Source organism: Xanthobacter lutulentifluminis (assembly GCF_043194675.2).
In the GTDB taxonomy this organism is placed as follows: domain Bacteria; phylum Pseudomonadota; class Alphaproteobacteria; order Rhizobiales; family Xanthobacteraceae; genus Xanthobacter.
Map to the genome: position 1 here is coordinate 4,677,060 of NZ_CM195525.1, position 15,697 is coordinate 4,692,756.

Genomic DNA, 15,697 nt, shown 5'->3' on the forward strand with positions numbered 1-15,697 from the left:
ACCGCAGATGAACATTTTCGATTCTATCGCGAAGACTTTCCGGGGAACCAAGGCGCCCACGGCCTCGCAGATCAGGACGCTCATCGCGAAGGCGGGCGCCGAGGTGGAGGCCGTGGAGGCCGAGGTGAAGGCCGTGGAGGCCCGGATGGCCGAGGCCGTCATTGGTGGCGAGGCTGCCGTGGCCGCGCACCGTGAGGCCACGCGCGCGGCGGCGGAGCGGCTGGCCTACGCGCGGCAGGCCCACACGGTCCTCGCCGACAAGCTCACGGCGGCAGAAGCCGAAGAAGCCGAGGCTGCCCGCCGTGAGGCATACGCCAAAGCTGTGGCCGCTCAAAATGCCGCTCGGTCCGACCTGCTCGCCAAGTACCCTATCGCTGTGGCGGAACTGATCCGCCTCCGGGAGCTGGTGGGGGAGGCCGACCGCCTCGCCGCGATTGCGAACGGCGATCTTCCGGCGGGTGCCACGCGGCTCCTCGAAACCGAGAGCGTGCGCGACGTGCCGGCCCAGCCCGAAAGCGTTCTCGGCGAGGAAACGACTGACGTGTGGGTCACTACCGAAGGCGGCGCGCCGGTGGACGCTGCCCGCGTCACGCGCCGCGAAGGGCGTAAGGGCTTCATGTATGCGGAAAGCTCGTTCGGACCGCGACCGGTGGCCTGCCAGCTCGTGAAGATGCGCCGCGTGACGCGACAGCCGTGGTGCCCGCCGAGCTACGCAAGCCGGATCGCCGACATGCAGTTGCCGGACCTCCACGCCGAGCCGATCCCCGCGCCCTCGCCGGTCTCGGAGTTGGTGCCCCTCTCCGAGGCCGCCGAGTAGTTGTCCAACAAACCCACGCAATAGAAAGGACACAACATGATCGCAATCATTGAATGTGAAATGCCGGTTGATCGCGCTTTGCCGCTGTCTGCCGGGTTGGTGCCGGAAACTCTGTATTGGAGTGAAGTTATCAACCCGCCGCCCGGCGTCACTTCCGGCATGACCACGAACGCGGCGCCGAATGATGACGGCGTTCCCGGCGCGCGCCCGCACGTCGTGGTCCACGTCTTTCTCCAGTCGGACATCTACATTTCGATTGGCACGAATCCCGATGCCACCAATCCGGCGGCTCGGCGCTGGCTGAGGGGCGGCCAGTCGCATCGAATGGTGCTCCCGAATGGCCAGCGCGTCGCGTGGTCGACTGTGTGACCACCAGCCGGCGCGCTTGGCGCCGGCTCCCCACCCTAGGAGATTAGACGATGACGACCCGCCCCCCCGAAACCATCGCCGCCGCCCTGCGGCAGGTGCGCGGCAAGCCCGCCGCCGAGAAGCCCCGGCCCGCCACCATGCTGGCGGCCATCGAAGCCGCCCGAGCCGCCCAGCCTGCCAAGCGCCCGCCCCGCAAGGGCGCGTCCGTTGTGAATGGCCCCGATGGAATTCCCGGCCTGCGCCAGTACATTGCGGAGTTCCACAATGGGAAGCATTGACCGTCTCGCGGACGCGCTGGCGGCCGTCCGCGCCCGCCATGCGCAGCAGGACGACGAAGAGGACGCCCCGGTGCCCGTCGATCCCGGCGAGGTGGACGAGGAAGCGGAGGAGGCCGCCGACCTCGCGGGGCTGGAGGACTCATACCACCGCTCCCGCGACGCCAACCTCTCCCGCGCCGATCTTATCGACTACGCACAATTCCGAGGTGTTCGCCTCACGAGTGAAGAGCAATCCGCCCCGATGGCTGAACTCAGAAAAGTCATTCTGGAGCGGCTCGCAAGCATTGCGCGGCATTGATGTCGCGACTATATTAGAGATGAACCGATTGGCGTTGGTTCCTCAGTGAAACTCCCTCGCGGTGCAATCCGCGAGGGTTTTTTTGTTTCTGGAAGCAACATGCCGCCTGCCCGATGGAATGCCTTCCGTTGTGCGGCAGAGCCCGTCCTCGAAGCCGCCGAGGCTCCTCCCGCCTCAAAGAAGAAGCGCGGACCAAGACGTTCCCCTTCCCGGTCCATGGGGGCGTTCCAGCGCGGCGAAACCCGTGAGGAGATGATCCGGCGGTTCGAGTCCAAGGACGTCGTGTTTTCGCCATTGGACCTTGCCCTATCCACACCGGAGCTTAGAAAGGTCGGCCGGGCGCGCATGGAAGCCGCTAACCGGCTCTTGACGCCCACTGGAAACATCCTGACGGTAGAAGCTGCACATGCACCCTTGACGGCTGACGCTGCACCGAAAACCGCTGACGGTTGACACTGCCGTGGGCGCTCTTATAGTCGGGGCCGTGCCATAAAGAGCATTTTGAGCCGGCGTCACCTGTTTATAGGCCCGCTCATGTGGATGGTAAGCCTAACAGGAGGCTTATTCGCAGGACACTTCGGGTGGTCACCGACCCCTTGGGCTAAGGTGACGCTGCTACTGCGGGCACAAAAACATCAAGCACGGCTCCGACCCGGACGCCGTGCTTTTTGCTTGATGCGTAGGCGGTAACGATCGACCAGTAGGTTTCTTCCCGTGTTGGTCTTAGTTGAAGAATCGCTAGGCCGATCGAGCTGCGGACGGCAATAAGCTTTGTCGCCTTGATGTCCGACCCTTCGAAATGTAGCGGCGTCCCTGCGCAAACAATCTTTGCGACATAGATCGGAACGTGCGCCTCTTCAACTAAGTCAAAATGCTCCATTTCTCGCCGATGTTCAGCCCAGATATGGCAGACGCCGAACCCTTTATTCGGGCCGGTATGCTTTCCCCTCAGCAAATAGATGTCTCCCCCCGGAATTATGTCTTTGCGACACTTGGTGTCCGGCACCCTTCCGAAAGAATTCAAGCCTGTCACGGGGTGGGGAATGCGGGAGTTGGGCATTAGCAAATCAAGCTTGGCAGATGATCGTGCCCTTTTGGCCCCTGCGTCAGGGAATGTCGATAGCCGGCACCTTGAGTGCTCGGCCTTCCCGTCATCGGCGGCGTCCGGGCCGCTAAAGGTCTCTAAGAGCCGGAGCGGATCGGCCATTCCTCGCGGACCAGCCGCGTCAGAGTTGATGTGGAGTCGATCCGCAAGGCTGATCGACGCGCGCCATTCTGATCGAGGCCTGCGGCTCGCCGACCCACGCGCTCGACCGGCGGCAGGCGGCGTGACCGCGTATGCTCCCTCAATGTTCCGCACCAGCATCCTGAAGGCGCTGGTGGACTCAGAACAGCCGTTGGCGGCCATTCGGGGCGCTCAAGACCCGCCGCAGCGGCGCGCCACCTGACATCCGCGATGCCTCCGAGCCAACGCCGCAGCTTACAAGGCTACGAGCTGGCAATAGTCAGTCCGCCCACTTTCAGGACGCCAGCACCCCAATTCCCGCAGCAAAGATAATATGGGAGCCGAAACTATCGAAATCTCCCCACTGCGGATCATGGCGCACAAAGGGACCCGCCAACGTATGTTGATCGGACGCTGCAAGAGTGACGCAGATTAGTTTGCCCGCCGGGTCGCACACGACCGAATGGCGTACCAAGTAATAGCTGCCACTTGCGTCTCGGCTGAGCACGATCCAGCCACCCACCGCCGTGTATCCGGGATTAGCCTCGCAGAAGCGCCGGGCATTGTCGTGGCAATGGGCCGCGATAGGGACAAGGCCGTTGAGATCGGCCGGAGAGGCGAAATGCAGTGGCTCCGCTCCCCCGCGCTCCTCTAAGTCGAGAACGGCCGTCACCAACGCCGACCGTTCCGCCATGCTGGCGCTACTCATGCCGCGCCTCCGGAGGGATGCCCAACAGCCCGAGTGCAAAGGTGGGATTATCTTGGCCAGAGCGCGGCTGGACGTCCTTCCGCATCGCTCGGAACATCGCGTCCAGCAGCTTGTCGTGCTCGGTCTCGCTCCGGCCGGCGTTCATGTAGGTGATTTCGGCCTGGAAGGCACGGTGGGCCTCCAGCACAGGCACAGAGGCCACCAGCGCAAGGGCATTGACCGCATCGGCATAGCGCCGCTGGGCTTCTGGCGTGGCGCGCCCCTGCACCACGCCAGATAGAGCGAGCACGTATTCCTGATATTGCGCCAGCTTCAGCTTGCGCCAATCGGCCTCATGCTCCCTGCGGCGCGCCAGCGCCGCGGTGATGAACACGGCGGCTAAAGCCGCGAGCGCCGATATCCCTGCGGTCAGGGCAACCCCCAGAAAGGGAAGTTGCGCTGGTTCTCCCCCCATGTCGTCCTCCCCAAACACGATTGGAGGGTATGCGGGAGACCGCAACGCGGCAATAAGTTGACGTCGGCAGCAGGATCAACCCTGCCGAGAGATTCGCCCGGTGGACTGGCGCCATTGAGGGACGCTGATGGACCAAAAGGCAGGCATCAGGGCCATGAAGAAGCCCCGCCGGAACATCCTCCAGCTTGATCCGGATGTGGCAAGAGGCCTCAAGCGTCAAAGGTGCTCGTGGCAAAGGATGGCCAGCGAAGCGCTACGCAGTTGGCTTGTACGTCGGGAAAGCGGCGAGCTGGAGCCGGATAATGGGCTGAACCGGCTGGTCATCACGGACGCGGAGTTAGCCGCGTGGTCGGCCGATGAATTGAAGTCGCCGGAGTTGGACTTTTCGCCGGCAGAGATCGAGGCCATGTTAGGGAGTCTGGATATGCCGCCGGCTCCGGACGATTCAAGCCCGAAAAAGCGCAAGCGTGAGAGCAAGAAGGCACCGCGAGGCTAAAGGGGTGGGGGGCGTTGGCGCCCCCTCGTGCGCTGTAAGGGGCAGCCCTCCCCATAGAGGTGCAAGGCTGCCCCATCGTCGCGATGCTTCCGACCCGCCACATTACCCCCTCCCCAACCCAGGGGATGACTGGGGTAAAGCTACACTATTAAGGCGAGTCAGCCCTTCGCCAACTGCGCCGCGGCCTTCGCGCGCAGGTGGTCAAGATCATCGGCCCACCACTGCATCATGGTGATGCGCTCTTCCCAATGCTCGCCGCGCGTGTAGGCGCGGCGCACGTTGTTCCCTTCCACGTGGGCAAGCTGCCGCTCTATGGCATCGGGATGCCACATCCGGCTTTCGTTCGCGAGGGTCGCGAAGGCGGCCCGGAAGCCGTGAGAGGTCATTTCCTCCGCGGTGAACCCCAGCCTGCGGATCGCGACGTTCAGCGTGTTCTCGCTGATCGGCTTCAAAACCGATGTAGTGGCGTGGAATACGAGACTGTCCGGCCCCCGATCTGTGAATGGACGAAGTTCCTTCAGGATCGCGATGGCCTGACGGGGCAGGGGGGTGCGGTGCTGGCGCCGCATCTTGGTCCGGCCGGCCGGTATGGTCCAGACGCCCTTCTCTAGATCGATTTCCCCCCATCGGGCCGCCCGGACTTCCCCCGGCCTCAGCGCGAGCATGGCCAGTAGCTTCAGCGCTGCGACGGTTGTCGGTTGGCCCCGCTTCCACTCGTGAATAGCAGCCATGAGCTTGCCGAGTGCCTTTTCCTCCGTGATCGCGGCGCGGTGCTGAACAGGGGGCGCGATCAGCGCGCCCTTTAGATCGGCTGTAACGTCCCGCTCAGCCCGATCCGTCGCGATGGCATACCGGAACACTCTGCCGATGGTGCTTCGCGCCCTACGGGCCGCCTCGTGGTTTCCCTTGGCCTCGACGGGCCGCAAAATGTCGAGAACTTCCCGAGCGGTAATCTCCGAGATGGGGCGCGTGGCCAAGGGGGCGGCAATTGTGCGCAAGAGCCACTCAGCCTTGTCCATGGTGGCCTGCGCTCTACCCTCCTTGCGAATCTTTTCGATGAACTCGCCCGCGACCACGCCGAAGGTGTTGTGGGCCGCCTCATCGGCGGCACTCTGTTCCGCCTTCAGGGCCTTCATGATGGCACCGGGATCAACTCCAGATGCCAACATCCTCTTGGCATCTGTCCTGCGCTCTCGCGCTTCCGCGAGGCTCACGTATTTGTAGGACCCGAACGTAAGCTGTTTCTGCTTACCGCCGAAACGGTAGGCGAGCCGCCAGAGTTTGCCGCCTTGAGGCGTCACAAGGAGGTGTAGCCCTTCAGCGTCCGACAGCTTGTAGGGCTTTTCCTTTGGCTTTGCGGCTTTGATGGCGGTGTCGGTCAGCATGGAGGCGGCCCGTGTTGGCATCCGGAAATGCCAACAGAATGCCAACAGATTTGCGAGCTGCAAGCGTACAGGGGCGAACTGCGACGGACGCCGCTGGCGCTAAAGTCGAGGATTTATAAGGATTCTGAGGCAGCGGCAGACCGCTGGAAACAGGAAAATGGCTCCCTGAGCAGGACTCGAACCTGCGACCATTCGATTAACAGTCGAACGCTCTACCAACTGAGCTATCAGGGACCGTGGGTCTCGCGACCGAGGCGCGCCATATAGCAACGACGCGCCGGCTTGTGAAGTCTCCAGATGGAGTTTCTCTCCTCCGGAGCGTGCGGCCGGCCCGATGTGCCGGCCGCAACCCTTTGCAAAATCAGGCGCGCAGCAGGTTTTCGCCGGCTGCCGGAGCGCTATCCACAGCCCCGTCCGCAGCCGCGCCGGCCGCCGTCGCAACCCCCGGCTCGTGGGCGAACTGGGCGTAGTAGAAGCCGAAATAGCGGCCACGGCGGGCAATCAGCTCGTCGTGGGTGCCGCTTTCCACCACCCGCCCGTGCTCCACCACGCAGATGCGGTCGGCCCGCACCACGGTCTGCAGGCGGTGGGCGATGACGATGGTGGTGCGCTGGTGCGCCAGCTCGTTCAGCGCCTTCTGCACCTCCGCCTCCGATTCGGAATCGAGCGCGGCGGTGGCCTCGTCCAGCAGCAGGATGGGGGCGTTCTTCAGGAAGGCCCGGGCGATGGCGATGCGCTGGCGCTGGCCGCCGGACAGCTGGGTGCCGTGCTCGCCCACATGGGTGTCGTAGCCGGCCTCGAAGCCCGTGATGAAGTCGTGGGCGTGGGCGGCGCGGGCGGCGGCGACGATCTCCTCCTCCGAGGCGCCGGGCCGGCCGAAGCCGATGTTCTCGCGGATGGAGCCGGAGAACAGGTACACGTCCTGGCTCACCAGCGCGACGCTGGCGCGGACCGAGGAGCGCGTGACGGTGCGCGTGTCGATGCCGTCGATGAGGATGGCGCCGCCCTGCGGCTCGTAGAAGCGCTCGATCAGGTTGATCACGGTGGTCTTGCCGCCACCGGACTGGCCCACCAGCGCGGTGGTGGTGCCCGGCTCGGCCACGAGGTCGAGGCCCTTCAGCACATGCTCGCCGGGCCGATAGCCGAACACCACCTCGCGGAATTCCACCCGCCCGCGCGGGCGGGGCAGGGCGGGAGTGCCGGCGGAGTCGCGCTCAGGGGCCGGGGCGTCCAGCAGCTCGAACAGCATGCGCGCGCCCATCACATGGTTCACCAGTTCCACATGCAGGCGGGCGAGGCGCTTGGCCGGCTCGTAGGCGAGCAGCAGCGCGGTGAGCACGGAGAAGAACTGGCCGGGCGAGCGGCCGAGCTCGATCACGTTGTAGCCGGCGTAGAGAATCACGCCGCCGATGGCGAGGCCGCCCAGCGTCTCCATGAGCGGGCTGGACTTGGCCTGCGTGCGCGTGAGGCGGTTGGCGTTGGCTTCCACGTCGTCGATGAACTTGTGGGCGCGGGCCTGCATCTCCGGCTCGAGCGTGTAGGCCTTCACCGTGCGGATGCCCTGGAACACCTCCAGCGCGATGGAGGAGAGCCGCACGCCCGACTTGAAGCCGGTGGTGAACAGGTTCTTCGCCCGCTTGATCAGCTTGCGCGTGCCGATCACGGCGGCGGGCATCACCACCAGCGCGATCACCGCCAGGAACGGGTCCTGCACGATGGCGACGGAGGCGAGCATGAGCAGCGAGAGCAGGTCGCGGCCGATGGAGGTGACCACAAGGTCCAGCGCCCCGCGCGCGCCGTTGGCGCCGGCGTTGAAGCGGCTGGAAATCTCGGCGGTGTGGCGCCCGGAGAAATAGGCGGCGTCCTGCATCAGCAACTGGTCGAACGCGCGCTTCTGGTTGTCGGCGACGATGCGGTTGCCGATGCGCGCCATGGTGATGGACTGGCCATAGGCCGAGCCGCCCTTGATGAGCGACAGCGCCATCACGATGCCCGACACTGCCCACACCGCGGCCGGCGTGGGATGCACGAAGATGGCGTTCACCGCGTCGTTCATGAGGTAGGCGAGGCCGGCCGTGGAGGCGCCCATCAGGCCCATGAAGGCGAAGGCGAGGGCGTAGCCTTTCCAGTGCTTGCGCCCGTCGGACAGCAGCAGGCGCCGCAGCACCGCCTTGGTCTCGTCCGCGGTGGGATGCGGCGCATGCTGGCCCGCGGCGTGGGGGGCCTGCGCGGCGCGCGCGTTGGCTTTAGAGCTCATGCCTGTCTCCGGCGGCCGGTTGAGATCGCGGCCGCTTCGGCTGCCATCAACTGCCAGCGGACGCGCAAGTCAACGTCTTGCGGTACCAAGGTAATGGATGCGTCGCTGTGACGAAGGGGCATCCCCGGCGCCGGAGGCACCTCGGGCATGAAGCCGCTCATGGGGAAAGCTGGAGGCCACGCCCGGAATCGAACCGGGGTGCACGGATTTGCAGTCCGCTGCGTAACCACTCCGCCACGTGGCCTCACAGAGGCGCGTTCTTACGGTGTTCGCTGGTGCGGTGCAAGCGGCGCCTGCGCATTGTCCCCATGGTGCGCCGGCGACCCGGCGACCGGCTCAGGCGAACGGGGAGATGCGGGTGGTGTCCTCGCCGTTGTGGAAGCCGATGGCAAGGCGGAAGCTGTAGGCCATCCGCTCGGCCTGGGCGATGGCCACCTGCGCGGCGGCGGGGGGCAGCACCTCCAGCGCCGTGGGGCGGAACAGCGCCAGCCAGCGGGCGAACTGCGCTTCCCCGGCCTCGGCCCCGAGCGCGAGGTGCGGCGGCAGGGGGCGGCCCGAATAGCGCCCGGTCTTCATCAGCACCGACGACCAGAAATCGCACATCTTGGCCAGATGCACCGGCCAGTCGTCCGGCGCGATGTGGGCGGTGAATATGGGGCCGAGGAGGGCATCCTTCTGGACGCGCTCGTAGAAGCGGTGGACCAGCCGGCGCACCGCCTCCTCGTCGAGGCCCTCCATGTCCGCCGCCGAAACCGACGGGCCGACCGGCACGGCGGCCGGGTGCGGGGCAGAACTCATCGTGTCGTCTCCGGCTGCAGCGCGGGCGGCGGGGTGACGGGGCAGGGCGGCACCCTCCACCCGCGCGGGGGCGCAAGCCATGCGACTTGCGGCCACATCCGCCGCGCGCAGGCACCGCGATGTCGGCGCCCGCCGGCGCGTTCGCCCTTCAGCGCCTTGCAAAAGGGGCGGCGATATGGCTCTTGGACCGGGCGGTCATGGCCTGCCCGAAGCCTCTCGGTGCGCCGGCCGCTCCAGGGGATGGCCGGAGACACAAGATGATCGATTTCGCCGAGCTGCGCCGGGGCATGGTGGACGGGCAGGTCCGCACCAACAACGTCACCGATCCCCGCATCGTCTCGGCCATGCTCGAGATTCCGCGCGAGTATTTCGTGCCCGCGCAGCTGAAGTCGCTGGCCTACATCGATGACGACCTCGCTCTGACCACCGGCGGCGCGCCGCGCTACCTGGTCGAGCCCATGATCCTCGCCCGCCTGATCCAGCTCGCCGACGTGCAGGAGCACGAGCACGTGCTCGATATCGGCACCGGCACCGGCTATTCCGCCGCGGTGCTGTCGCGCCTCGCGCAGCAGGTGGTGGCCGTGGAGGAGGACGCCGGCCTCGCCGCCTCCGCCACCGCGACCCTGGCCGAGCTCGGCGTCGCCAACGTGGCGGTGATGCAGGGGCCGCTGAACGCCGGCTGGGCGAAGGAAGCCCCCTACGACCTGATTCTCCTCAACGGCTCGGTGGACGAGGTGCCGGCCGGCCTTCTGGCGCAGGTCAAGGAAGGCGGCCGACTCATCGCCGTGGTGGGTCACGGCGGCGCCGGGCGGGCCACCGTCTTCTCCAAAGTGGCCGGCCAGGTAAGCGAGCGGGTCGCATTCAATGCCGCGGTACCTCCGCTTCCCGGCTTCAAGGCCGCTCCGCGCTTTGTTTTCTGACCAACCTGTGGCGCGTTTGCCGCGGTAGCGCGAAAACGACCGGCACAACCAGCCGGTCGGTTCCCGATCTTCACCGGCGCAGATATCTTTCCCAAAAGTTACCGCGCGGCAGAGTCGGTGCGGCGAGTCTGCTTGGCCGTGTCGGATCGGGAGATTGGGATGTCGGTTGCGAAGCGCTTTCGCCGAAACGGTTTTGCAATTTTGGCGGGAGCCGGCATCGCTGCGTTTGGGATCGGGGGCGCCGCAGCCCAGTCCCTCGATGCAGCGCTCGCCATGGCTTATACGAACAATCCGACGCTGAACGCCCAGCGTGCCGGAACCCGCGCGGTGGACGAGACCGTGCCCCAGGCCCTGTCGGGCTATCGTCCGACGCTGAACGCCAACGTCCAGGCCGGTCCCGAGTACGCCCGGCAGAAGGCCTCTGGCACCACCACCAACGGCTGGCTGTGGCCCCGCGCCTTCGCCCTCACGGCGGCGCAGACCCTGTTCAACGGCTTCATCACCGCCAACCAGACACGCAATGCCGAATCGCAGGTGCGCGGATCGCGCGAGACGCTGCGCAACACCGAGCAGTCGGTGCTGCTGAACGGCGTCACCGCCTACATGAACGTCATCCAGGCCATCGCGCTGCTCGACCTGCAGCGCCAGAGCCTCGCCGCGTTCGAGCAGGAGCTGCGCGCCACCCGCGACCGCTTCAACGTCGGCGAGGTGACCCGCACCGACGTGGCCCAGGCCGAGGCGCGCGTGGCGGATGCGCAGTATCAGGTCAGCCAGGCGGTGGCGAACCTCTCCTCGGCCCGTGCTGTCTACCGGCAGGTGATCGGCGTCGAGCCGGGCAAGCTCGCCACCCCGCGCTCCATCGAGGGCATGCTTCCCGGCTCGGTCGACCGCGTGGTGTCGAGCGGCCTCAACCAGCATCCGGCGGTGAAGGCGTCCGAGTTCGCGGTCGACGCCGCCGTGTTCCAGGTCAAGGTGGCCGAAGGCGCGCTGATGCCGAACCTGTCCGTGCAGGGGCAGCTGTCGCAGTCCTACGACCAGAACTTCTCGGTCGACTCGCAGGGCGGCGCCGCGGTGACGCTGAACCTCACCGTTCCGATCTACCAGGGCGGCGTGGAGTACGCGAACATCCGCCAGGCCAAGGAACTGCTGACGCAGGCCCGCATCGAGGTGGACGTGAACCGCGACACCATCCGCGCGCAGGCCGTGCAGTTCTGGGGCGCGCTCGAGGCGTCCAAGGCGCAGATCCAGGCGGCGCAGGCCTCGGTGGCGGCCAACACGCTGGCGCTTGAAGGCGTGCGCGAGGAATGGCGCGTCGGCCAGCGCACCACCACGGACGTCCTGAACGCCCAGCGCGACCTGACCAACTCCCAGTCCGCCCTCGTGGTGGCCCAGCGCGACCGTGTGGTCGCGGCCTACTCGCTGATCTCCATCATCGGCAAGCTGGACGCCATCTCCCTCGGGCTGAAGGTCAACGTCTACAATCCGCAGGTCCACTACAATCAGGTCCGCGACAGCTGGGCCGGCGTGCGGACTCCGGACGGAAAATAAACCGGGAAGGGGCTTGCGAGCCCCTTTTGCGGCCGGTTTTACGAGTGTCATACTTCAATCCGCGATTGGCGATTCTCACCCTGGCGCTCCGCTCCGGACCGGCCACGGCGTAGTCTTCGGCCGAGGTCGGACATGGCAGCGATCCCCAAGGTGCAAGAGCCGTCAATGGAAGAGATCCTGGCGTCCATCCGCCGCATCATGGCTGATGACGATCAGCCCGCCCCGCAGCGTCCCGCCGAACCGCCGCAGCGCGCCCCCGCGCCACGGCGCCCGGCCGAGCCGGCGCCTCCCGCTTTCGAGGCGGCCGAGCCGGCCGGCCGGCCTGATGGCGCGCCCCGCGCTGCGGCGCCCCGTCCCGCCCGTCCTGCGCCGGAGGGCGCACGCCCCCGTCCTGTCCCGGCCGGGTCCGATCACGACGACCGGGAGCATGATGACATGAACGAGCGTCTCCAGCCCCGCCGCGAATCCTTCGCCTCTGCGCCGCAGCCGGCGCCGCGTGCCCTGCGTCCCGCCCCCGGGGCCACCGAGCCCGGCGTCGATTTCGACCCGGCCGAGCGCGCCCCTGCGGCCCGTGGCCCCGAGCCGCGTGCCGCGGACCCCCGCGCGCCGCAGCCCCGCATGGAGGCGCCCGCCCCGCGCCGCCGCCCCCTGCCGCCCGAGGTGGAGGAGCAGGCCGAGGCGGACGCGGAAGCCGTGGAGGCTCTGTTCCGCGCCAATGGCGCCGCCCGGCGCGACCTGCTTTCGCCCAACGTGGACGCTGTGGTGGCGGCGGCCTTCCAGTCGCTCGGCGATCTGGTGCTGCCCCAGAAGGAGCGCACGGTGGAGGATCTCGTGAAGGAGATCCTGCGGCCCATGCTCAAGGACTGGCTGGACCACAATCTCGCGACCATCGTCGAGAAGCTGGTCCGGGCCGAGATCGAGCGCGTGGCCCGCCGGCCGCGCTGATCGCCCGGGCGCTCGCAGCGCCGCGCGCGTGGAAAGGGCGGCCGTCCCATGTCGGCCGCCTTTTTGATTCTCGGCACGGCTGTCCGCCGCTGCGGAACGCCGGCTGGCCCGTCCCGCGCGTCGTCACCGCCGGCCGCATATTGACGCCGCCCCCGCCGCGCGGCTTAAACCCCCGCAGACACGTCCCGTCCGTTGCGGACGCGGGCCCGGCCGGCGCGTGGCGCCGCCTCAGGCCTGCCCGTCCGCGGAGTCTCAGTCCCATGCTGGAAAAAGTCTTCGATCCCGCCGCCGTGGAAGAGCGCATCGCCGCCCAGTGGGAGGATGCCGGCGCGTTCCGCTGCGGCCGTCCCGAGCGCAAGGACGCGGAAGGCTTCTCCATCGTCATCCCGCCGCCCAACGTCACCGGCTCGCTCCACATGGGGCACGCGCTGAACAACACGCTGCAGGATGTGCTCGCCCGCTTCGAGCGCATGCGCGGCAAGGACGTGCTGTGGCAGCCGGGCACCGACCATGCGGGCATCGCCACGCAGATGGTGGTGGAGCGCCAGCTCGCCGCGCAACAGCTGCCCGGCCGCCGCGACATGGGCCGCGTGGCCTTCGTGGAGAAGGTGTGGGCGTGGAAGGCCGAGTCGGGCGGCACCATCGTCAACCAGCTGAAGAAGCTCGGCGCGTCCTGCGACTGGTCGCGCGAGCGCTTCACCATGGACGAGGGGCTGTCGCGCGCGGTCCTGAAGGTGTTCGTGCAGCTCTATCGCGAGGGGCTGATCTACAAGGACAAGCGCCTCGTGAACTGGGACCCCAAGTTCCAGTCCGCCATCTCGGACCTCGAGGTGATGCAGGTGGAGGTGAAGGGCAACCTCTGGCACCTGCGCTACCCCATCGAGGGCGAGAAGGACCGCTTCATCGTCGTCGCCACCACCCGCCCCGAGACCATGCTGGGCGACACCGCCGTGGCCGTGCACCCGGAGGACGAGCGCTATCGCGACCTCATCGGCAAGCATGTGGTGCTGCCGCTGGTGGGCCGGCGCATTCCGATCGTGGCGGATGACTATTCCGACCCGGAGAAGGGCTCGGGCGCGGTGAAGATCACCCCGGCGCACGATTTCAACGACTTCGAGGTGGGCCGGCGGCATGCCCTGCCCATGATCAACGTGCTCGACGCCGAGGCGCGCATCGACGCCCAGGGCATCCTCGACGACTACGCCGAGCGCCCCGAGGCCTATGTGGACGCGCCCGACGCCGCCGGCGTGGTCTCGCATCTCAAGGGCATGGACCGCTTCGCCGCCCGCAAGCACATCGTCGAGCTGCTCACCGGCCTGGAGCTTCTGGAGAAGATCGAGCCGCACCCGCACATGGTGCCGCATGGCGACCGCTCCAACGTGGTCATCGAGCCCTGGCTGACCGACCAGTGGTATGTGGACGCCAAGACCCTCGCCCAGCCGGCGCTGGCCGCCGTGCGCGAGGGGCGCACCACCTTCGTGCCCAAGAACTGGGAGAAGACCTATTTCGAGTGGCTGGAGAACATCCAGCCCTGGTGCATCTCGCGCCAGCTGTGGTGGGGCCACCAGATCCCCGCCTGGTACGACCCCTTCGGCAACGTGTTCGTGGCCGAGGACGAGGACGGCGCCTTCGAGCAGGCCATCGCCCACAACGTCGGCAACGAGACGCTCTCCCCGGAAGACGCCGAGGCGCTCATCCAGGACGCCGACAAGCGCGCCGGCTTCCTCACCCGCGACGAGGACGTGCTGGACACCTGGTTCTCCTCCGCCCTGTGGCCGTTCTCGACCATGGGCTGGCCGGACGAGACCGGGGAGCTGAAGAAGTTCTATCCCACCAGCGTGCTGGTGACCGGCTTCGACATCATCTTCTTCTGGGTCGCCCGGATGATGATGATGGGCCTGCATTTCATGGACGGCGAAGTGCCGTTCAAGGACGTCTACATCCACGCCCTCGTCCGTGACGAGAAGGGCGCCAAGATGTCGAAGTCCAAGGGCAACGTCATCGACCCGCTCGACCTCGTGGAGAAGTATGGCGCCGATGCGCTGCGCTTCACGCTGGCCGCCATGGCGGCGCAGGGGCGGGACATCAAGCTCGCCACCTCGCGCGTGGAGGGCTACCGCAACTTCGCGACCAAGCTCTGGAACGCGGTGCGCTTCGCCCAGATGAACGGCTGCGTGCGGGTGGAGGGCTTCGACCCCGCCAAGGTGGAAGGCACGCTCAACCGCTGGATCATCGGCGAGGCCGCCCGCGCCACCGCCGAGGTTTCCGAGGCCATCCTCGCCTATCGCTTCAACGAGGCGGCCGGCGCCATCTATCGCTTCCTCTGGAACGTGGTGTGCGACTGGCACCTCGAGCTGGCCAAGCCGGTGCTCTCCGGCCCGGACGGCGCCGCCAAGGACGAGACCCGCGCCGCCACCGCCTATGTGCTGGACGTGGCCATGGCGCTGCTGCACCCCTTCATGCCCTTCCTCACCGAGGAGCTGTGGGCCGAGACCGGCAAGGACGGTCCGGCCCGCACCAGCCTGCTGGCGCTCGCCCCCTGGCCGGACCTCGCCGGCCTTGAGGCTCCGGACGCCGAGGCCGAGGTGGGCTGGGTGGTGGATCTCGTCACCGACATCCGCTCGGTGCGGGCGGAGATGAACGTGCCGGCCGGCGCGCAGGTGCCGCTCGTGCTGGTGGAGCCCTCGGCCGAGACCCGCGCCCGCGCCGCCGCCTGGGACGACGCCCTGCGCCGCCTCGCCCGCCTCTCGGCCGTGACGGTTCAGGACACGGTGCCCGGCGAGTCCGTGCAGATGGTGGTGCGCGGCGAGGTGGCGGCCCTGCCGCTCGCCGGCGTGGTGGACCTCGCCGCCGAGCTGGCCCGCCTCAGCAAGGAGGCGGCCAAGCTCGACCAGGAGGTGGCGCGCATCGACGCCAAGCTCGGCAACGAGAGCTTCGTCGCCCGCGCCCCGGAAGAGGTGGTGGAGGCCGAGCGCGAGAAGCGCGAGGAGTATCTGAACCGCAAGGAGAAGGTGCGCGCCGCCATCGCCCAGCTTTCCGGCGGCGCGGCGGCCTGACCGGTTCCTGCGATACGGTGCGGGGCGCGCCTGTGGCAACAATGCCACGCCGCGCCCCGGCCAGCGCCTCCGGTCGAGTGCCGGACGGGTCGCGGGGCAGGAATCGGCCCCCGAAAATGTGACAGGGAAGACACACTCCCGG

Annotated in this window: 15 protein-coding genes and 2 tRNA genes; 9 read left to right on the forward strand and 8 right to left on the reverse strand. The window is 67.4% G+C overall.

Features of this window, described 5'->3' with window-relative positions:
- The first annotated feature begins 7 nt into the window (after nucleotides 1–7).
- The 4 genes from V5F49_RS21695 to V5F49_RS21710 are packed head-to-tail and all read left to right on the forward strand — an operon-like array spanning nucleotide 8 to nucleotide 1,762.
- A complete protein-coding gene (locus V5F49_RS21695; RefSeq protein WP_394115333.1) occupies nucleotides 8–817 on the forward strand; it encodes a hypothetical protein in 810 nt (269 codons plus the stop codon).
- 36 nt (nucleotides 818–853) lie between these two features.
- Nucleotides 854–1,186 carry a hypothetical protein gene (locus V5F49_RS21700; protein WP_394115334.1) on the forward strand — a complete coding sequence of 111 codons (333 nt, stop codon included), beginning with the start codon at nucleotides 854–856 and terminating at the stop codon, nucleotides 1,184–1,186.
- Nucleotides 1,187–1,236: 50 nt separating this feature from the next.
- A complete protein-coding gene (locus V5F49_RS21705) occupies nucleotides 1,237–1,464 on the forward strand; it encodes a hypothetical protein (RefSeq protein ID WP_394115335.1) in 228 nt (75 codons plus the stop codon).
- Nucleotides 1,451–1,762: a hypothetical protein gene (locus V5F49_RS21710; protein ID WP_394115336.1), complete on the forward strand. Its 312-nt coding sequence runs from the start codon at nucleotides 1,451–1,453 to the stop codon at nucleotides 1,760–1,762. Before V5F49_RS21705 ends, V5F49_RS21710 begins: the two co-directional genes overlap by 14 nt.
- A 601-nt stretch (nucleotides 1,763–2,363) precedes the next feature.
- On the opposite strand, the gene V5F49_RS21715 is transcribed toward V5F49_RS21710, so the two are convergent.
- The 3 genes from V5F49_RS21715 to V5F49_RS21725 form a co-directional block, all read right to left on the reverse strand.
- Nucleotides 2,364–2,717 (reverse strand): hypothetical protein, encoded by a 354-nt coding sequence (locus V5F49_RS21715; RefSeq protein WP_394115337.1) that lies wholly within the window; start codon nucleotides 2,715–2,717, stop codon nucleotides 2,364–2,366.
- A gap of 565 nt (nucleotides 2,718–3,282) precedes the next feature.
- Nucleotides 3,283–3,696 (reverse strand): hypothetical protein, encoded by a 414-nt coding sequence (locus V5F49_RS21720; protein WP_394115338.1) that lies wholly within the window; start codon nucleotides 3,694–3,696, stop codon nucleotides 3,283–3,285.
- Complete coding sequence (locus V5F49_RS21725) at nucleotides 3,689–4,150, reverse strand: hypothetical protein (RefSeq protein WP_394115339.1); 462 nt, start codon at nucleotides 4,148–4,150, stop codon at nucleotides 3,689–3,691. Before V5F49_RS21725 ends, V5F49_RS21720 begins: the two co-directional genes overlap by 8 nt.
- 154 nt (nucleotides 4,151–4,304) lie before the next feature.
- Between V5F49_RS21725 and V5F49_RS21730 the strand changes: the two genes are divergently transcribed.
- Nucleotides 4,305–4,646 (forward strand): hypothetical protein, encoded by a 342-nt coding sequence (locus V5F49_RS21730; RefSeq protein WP_394115340.1) that lies wholly within the window; start codon nucleotides 4,305–4,307, stop codon nucleotides 4,644–4,646.
- Nucleotides 4,647–4,804: 158 nt separating this feature from the next.
- Here the strand turns inward: V5F49_RS21730 and V5F49_RS21735 are convergent, their stop codons facing one another.
- The 5 genes from V5F49_RS21735 to V5F49_RS21755 form a co-directional block, all read right to left on the reverse strand.
- Nucleotides 4,805–6,031, reverse strand: coding sequence for a tyrosine-type recombinase/integrase (locus tag V5F49_RS21735; RefSeq protein ID WP_394115341.1), 1,227 nt, complete (start codon nucleotides 6,029–6,031; stop codon nucleotides 4,805–4,807).
- A 158-nt stretch (nucleotides 6,032–6,189) separates the two neighbouring features.
- Nucleotides 6,190–6,265, reverse strand: a tRNA-Asn gene (locus V5F49_RS21740).
- Between the two features lie 127 nt (nucleotides 6,266–6,392).
- Nucleotides 6,393–8,288 (reverse strand): ABC transporter ATP-binding protein, encoded by a 1,896-nt coding sequence (locus tag V5F49_RS21745; protein ID WP_394115342.1) that lies wholly within the window; start codon nucleotides 8,286–8,288, stop codon nucleotides 6,393–6,395.
- A gap of 170 nt (nucleotides 8,289–8,458) precedes the next feature.
- Nucleotides 8,459–8,532 (reverse strand) — tRNA-Cys (locus tag V5F49_RS21750).
- 92 nt (nucleotides 8,533–8,624) lie between these two features.
- Nucleotides 8,625–9,086, reverse strand: a complete 462-nt coding sequence (locus V5F49_RS21755) for a group III truncated hemoglobin (protein ID WP_394115343.1) — start codon at nucleotides 9,084–9,086, stop codon at nucleotides 8,625–8,627.
- A gap of 257 nt (nucleotides 9,087–9,343) precedes the next feature.
- Between V5F49_RS21755 and V5F49_RS21760 the strand changes: the two genes are divergently transcribed.
- From V5F49_RS21760 to V5F49_RS21775, 4 genes are all read left to right on the forward strand, one after another.
- Nucleotides 9,344–10,006 carry a protein-L-isoaspartate O-methyltransferase family protein gene (locus V5F49_RS21760; protein WP_394115344.1) on the forward strand — a complete coding sequence of 221 codons (663 nt, stop codon included), beginning with the start codon at nucleotides 9,344–9,346 and terminating at the stop codon, nucleotides 10,004–10,006.
- A 159-nt stretch (nucleotides 10,007–10,165) separates the two neighbouring features.
- Entirely contained in the window at nucleotides 10,166–11,554 is a 1,389-nt protein-coding gene (locus V5F49_RS21765; protein WP_394115345.1) for a TolC family outer membrane protein, read from the forward strand.
- Between the two features lie 435 nt (nucleotides 11,555–11,989).
- Nucleotides 11,990–12,499 carry a PopZ family protein gene (locus V5F49_RS21770; protein WP_394115346.1) on the forward strand — a complete coding sequence of 170 codons (510 nt, stop codon included), beginning with the start codon at nucleotides 11,990–11,992 and terminating at the stop codon, nucleotides 12,497–12,499.
- A gap of 260 nt (nucleotides 12,500–12,759) precedes the next feature.
- Nucleotides 12,760–15,555, forward strand: coding sequence for a valine--tRNA ligase (locus V5F49_RS21775; RefSeq protein ID WP_394115347.1), 2,796 nt, complete (start codon nucleotides 12,760–12,762; stop codon nucleotides 15,553–15,555).
- Nucleotides 15,556–15,697: the final 142 nt, after the last annotated feature.

Bases quoted from the DNA above. Each gene is read 5' to 3' on its own strand.
- V5F49_RS21760 (WP_394115344.1), top strand. From the start codon at position 9,344: ATGATCGATTTCGCCGAGCTGCGCCGGGGCATGGTGGACGGGCAGGTC.
- V5F49_RS21730 (WP_394115340.1), top strand. From the start codon at position 4,305: ATGAAGAAGCCCCGCCGGAACATCCTCCAGCTTGATCCGGATGTGGCA.
- V5F49_RS21725 (WP_394115339.1), bottom strand. From the start codon at position 4,150: ATGGGGGGAGAACCAGCGCAACTTCCCTTTCTGGGGGTTGCCCTGACC.
- V5F49_RS21700 (WP_394115334.1), top strand. From the start codon at position 854: ATGATCGCAATCATTGAATGTGAAATGCCGGTTGATCGCGCTTTGCCG.
- V5F49_RS21755 (WP_394115343.1), bottom strand. From the start codon at position 9,086: ATGAGTTCTGCCCCGCACCCGGCCGCCGTGCCGGTCGGCCCGTCGGTT.
- V5F49_RS21765 (WP_394115345.1), top strand. From the start codon at position 10,166: ATGTCGGTTGCGAAGCGCTTTCGCCGAAACGGTTTTGCAATTTTGGCG.
- V5F49_RS21770 (WP_394115346.1), top strand. From the start codon at position 11,990: ATGAACGAGCGTCTCCAGCCCCGCCGCGAATCCTTCGCCTCTGCGCCG.
- V5F49_RS21705 (WP_394115335.1), top strand. From the start codon at position 1,237: ATGACGACCCGCCCCCCCGAAACCATCGCCGCCGCCCTGCGGCAGGTG.
- V5F49_RS21695 (WP_394115333.1), top strand. From the start codon at position 8: ATGAACATTTTCGATTCTATCGCGAAGACTTTCCGGGGAACCAAGGCG.
- V5F49_RS21775 (WP_394115347.1), top strand. From the start codon at position 12,760: ATGCTGGAAAAAGTCTTCGATCCCGCCGCCGTGGAAGAGCGCATCGCC.
- V5F49_RS21735 (WP_394115341.1), bottom strand. From the start codon at position 6,031: ATGCTGACCGACACCGCCATCAAAGCCGCAAAGCCAAAGGAAAAGCCC.
- V5F49_RS21745 (WP_394115342.1), bottom strand. From the start codon at position 8,288: ATGAGCTCTAAAGCCAACGCGCGCGCCGCGCAGGCCCCCCACGCCGCG.
- V5F49_RS21710 (WP_394115336.1), top strand. From the start codon at position 1,451: ATGGGAAGCATTGACCGTCTCGCGGACGCGCTGGCGGCCGTCCGCGCC.
- V5F49_RS21720 (WP_394115338.1), bottom strand. From the start codon at position 3,696: ATGAGTAGCGCCAGCATGGCGGAACGGTCGGCGTTGGTGACGGCCGTT.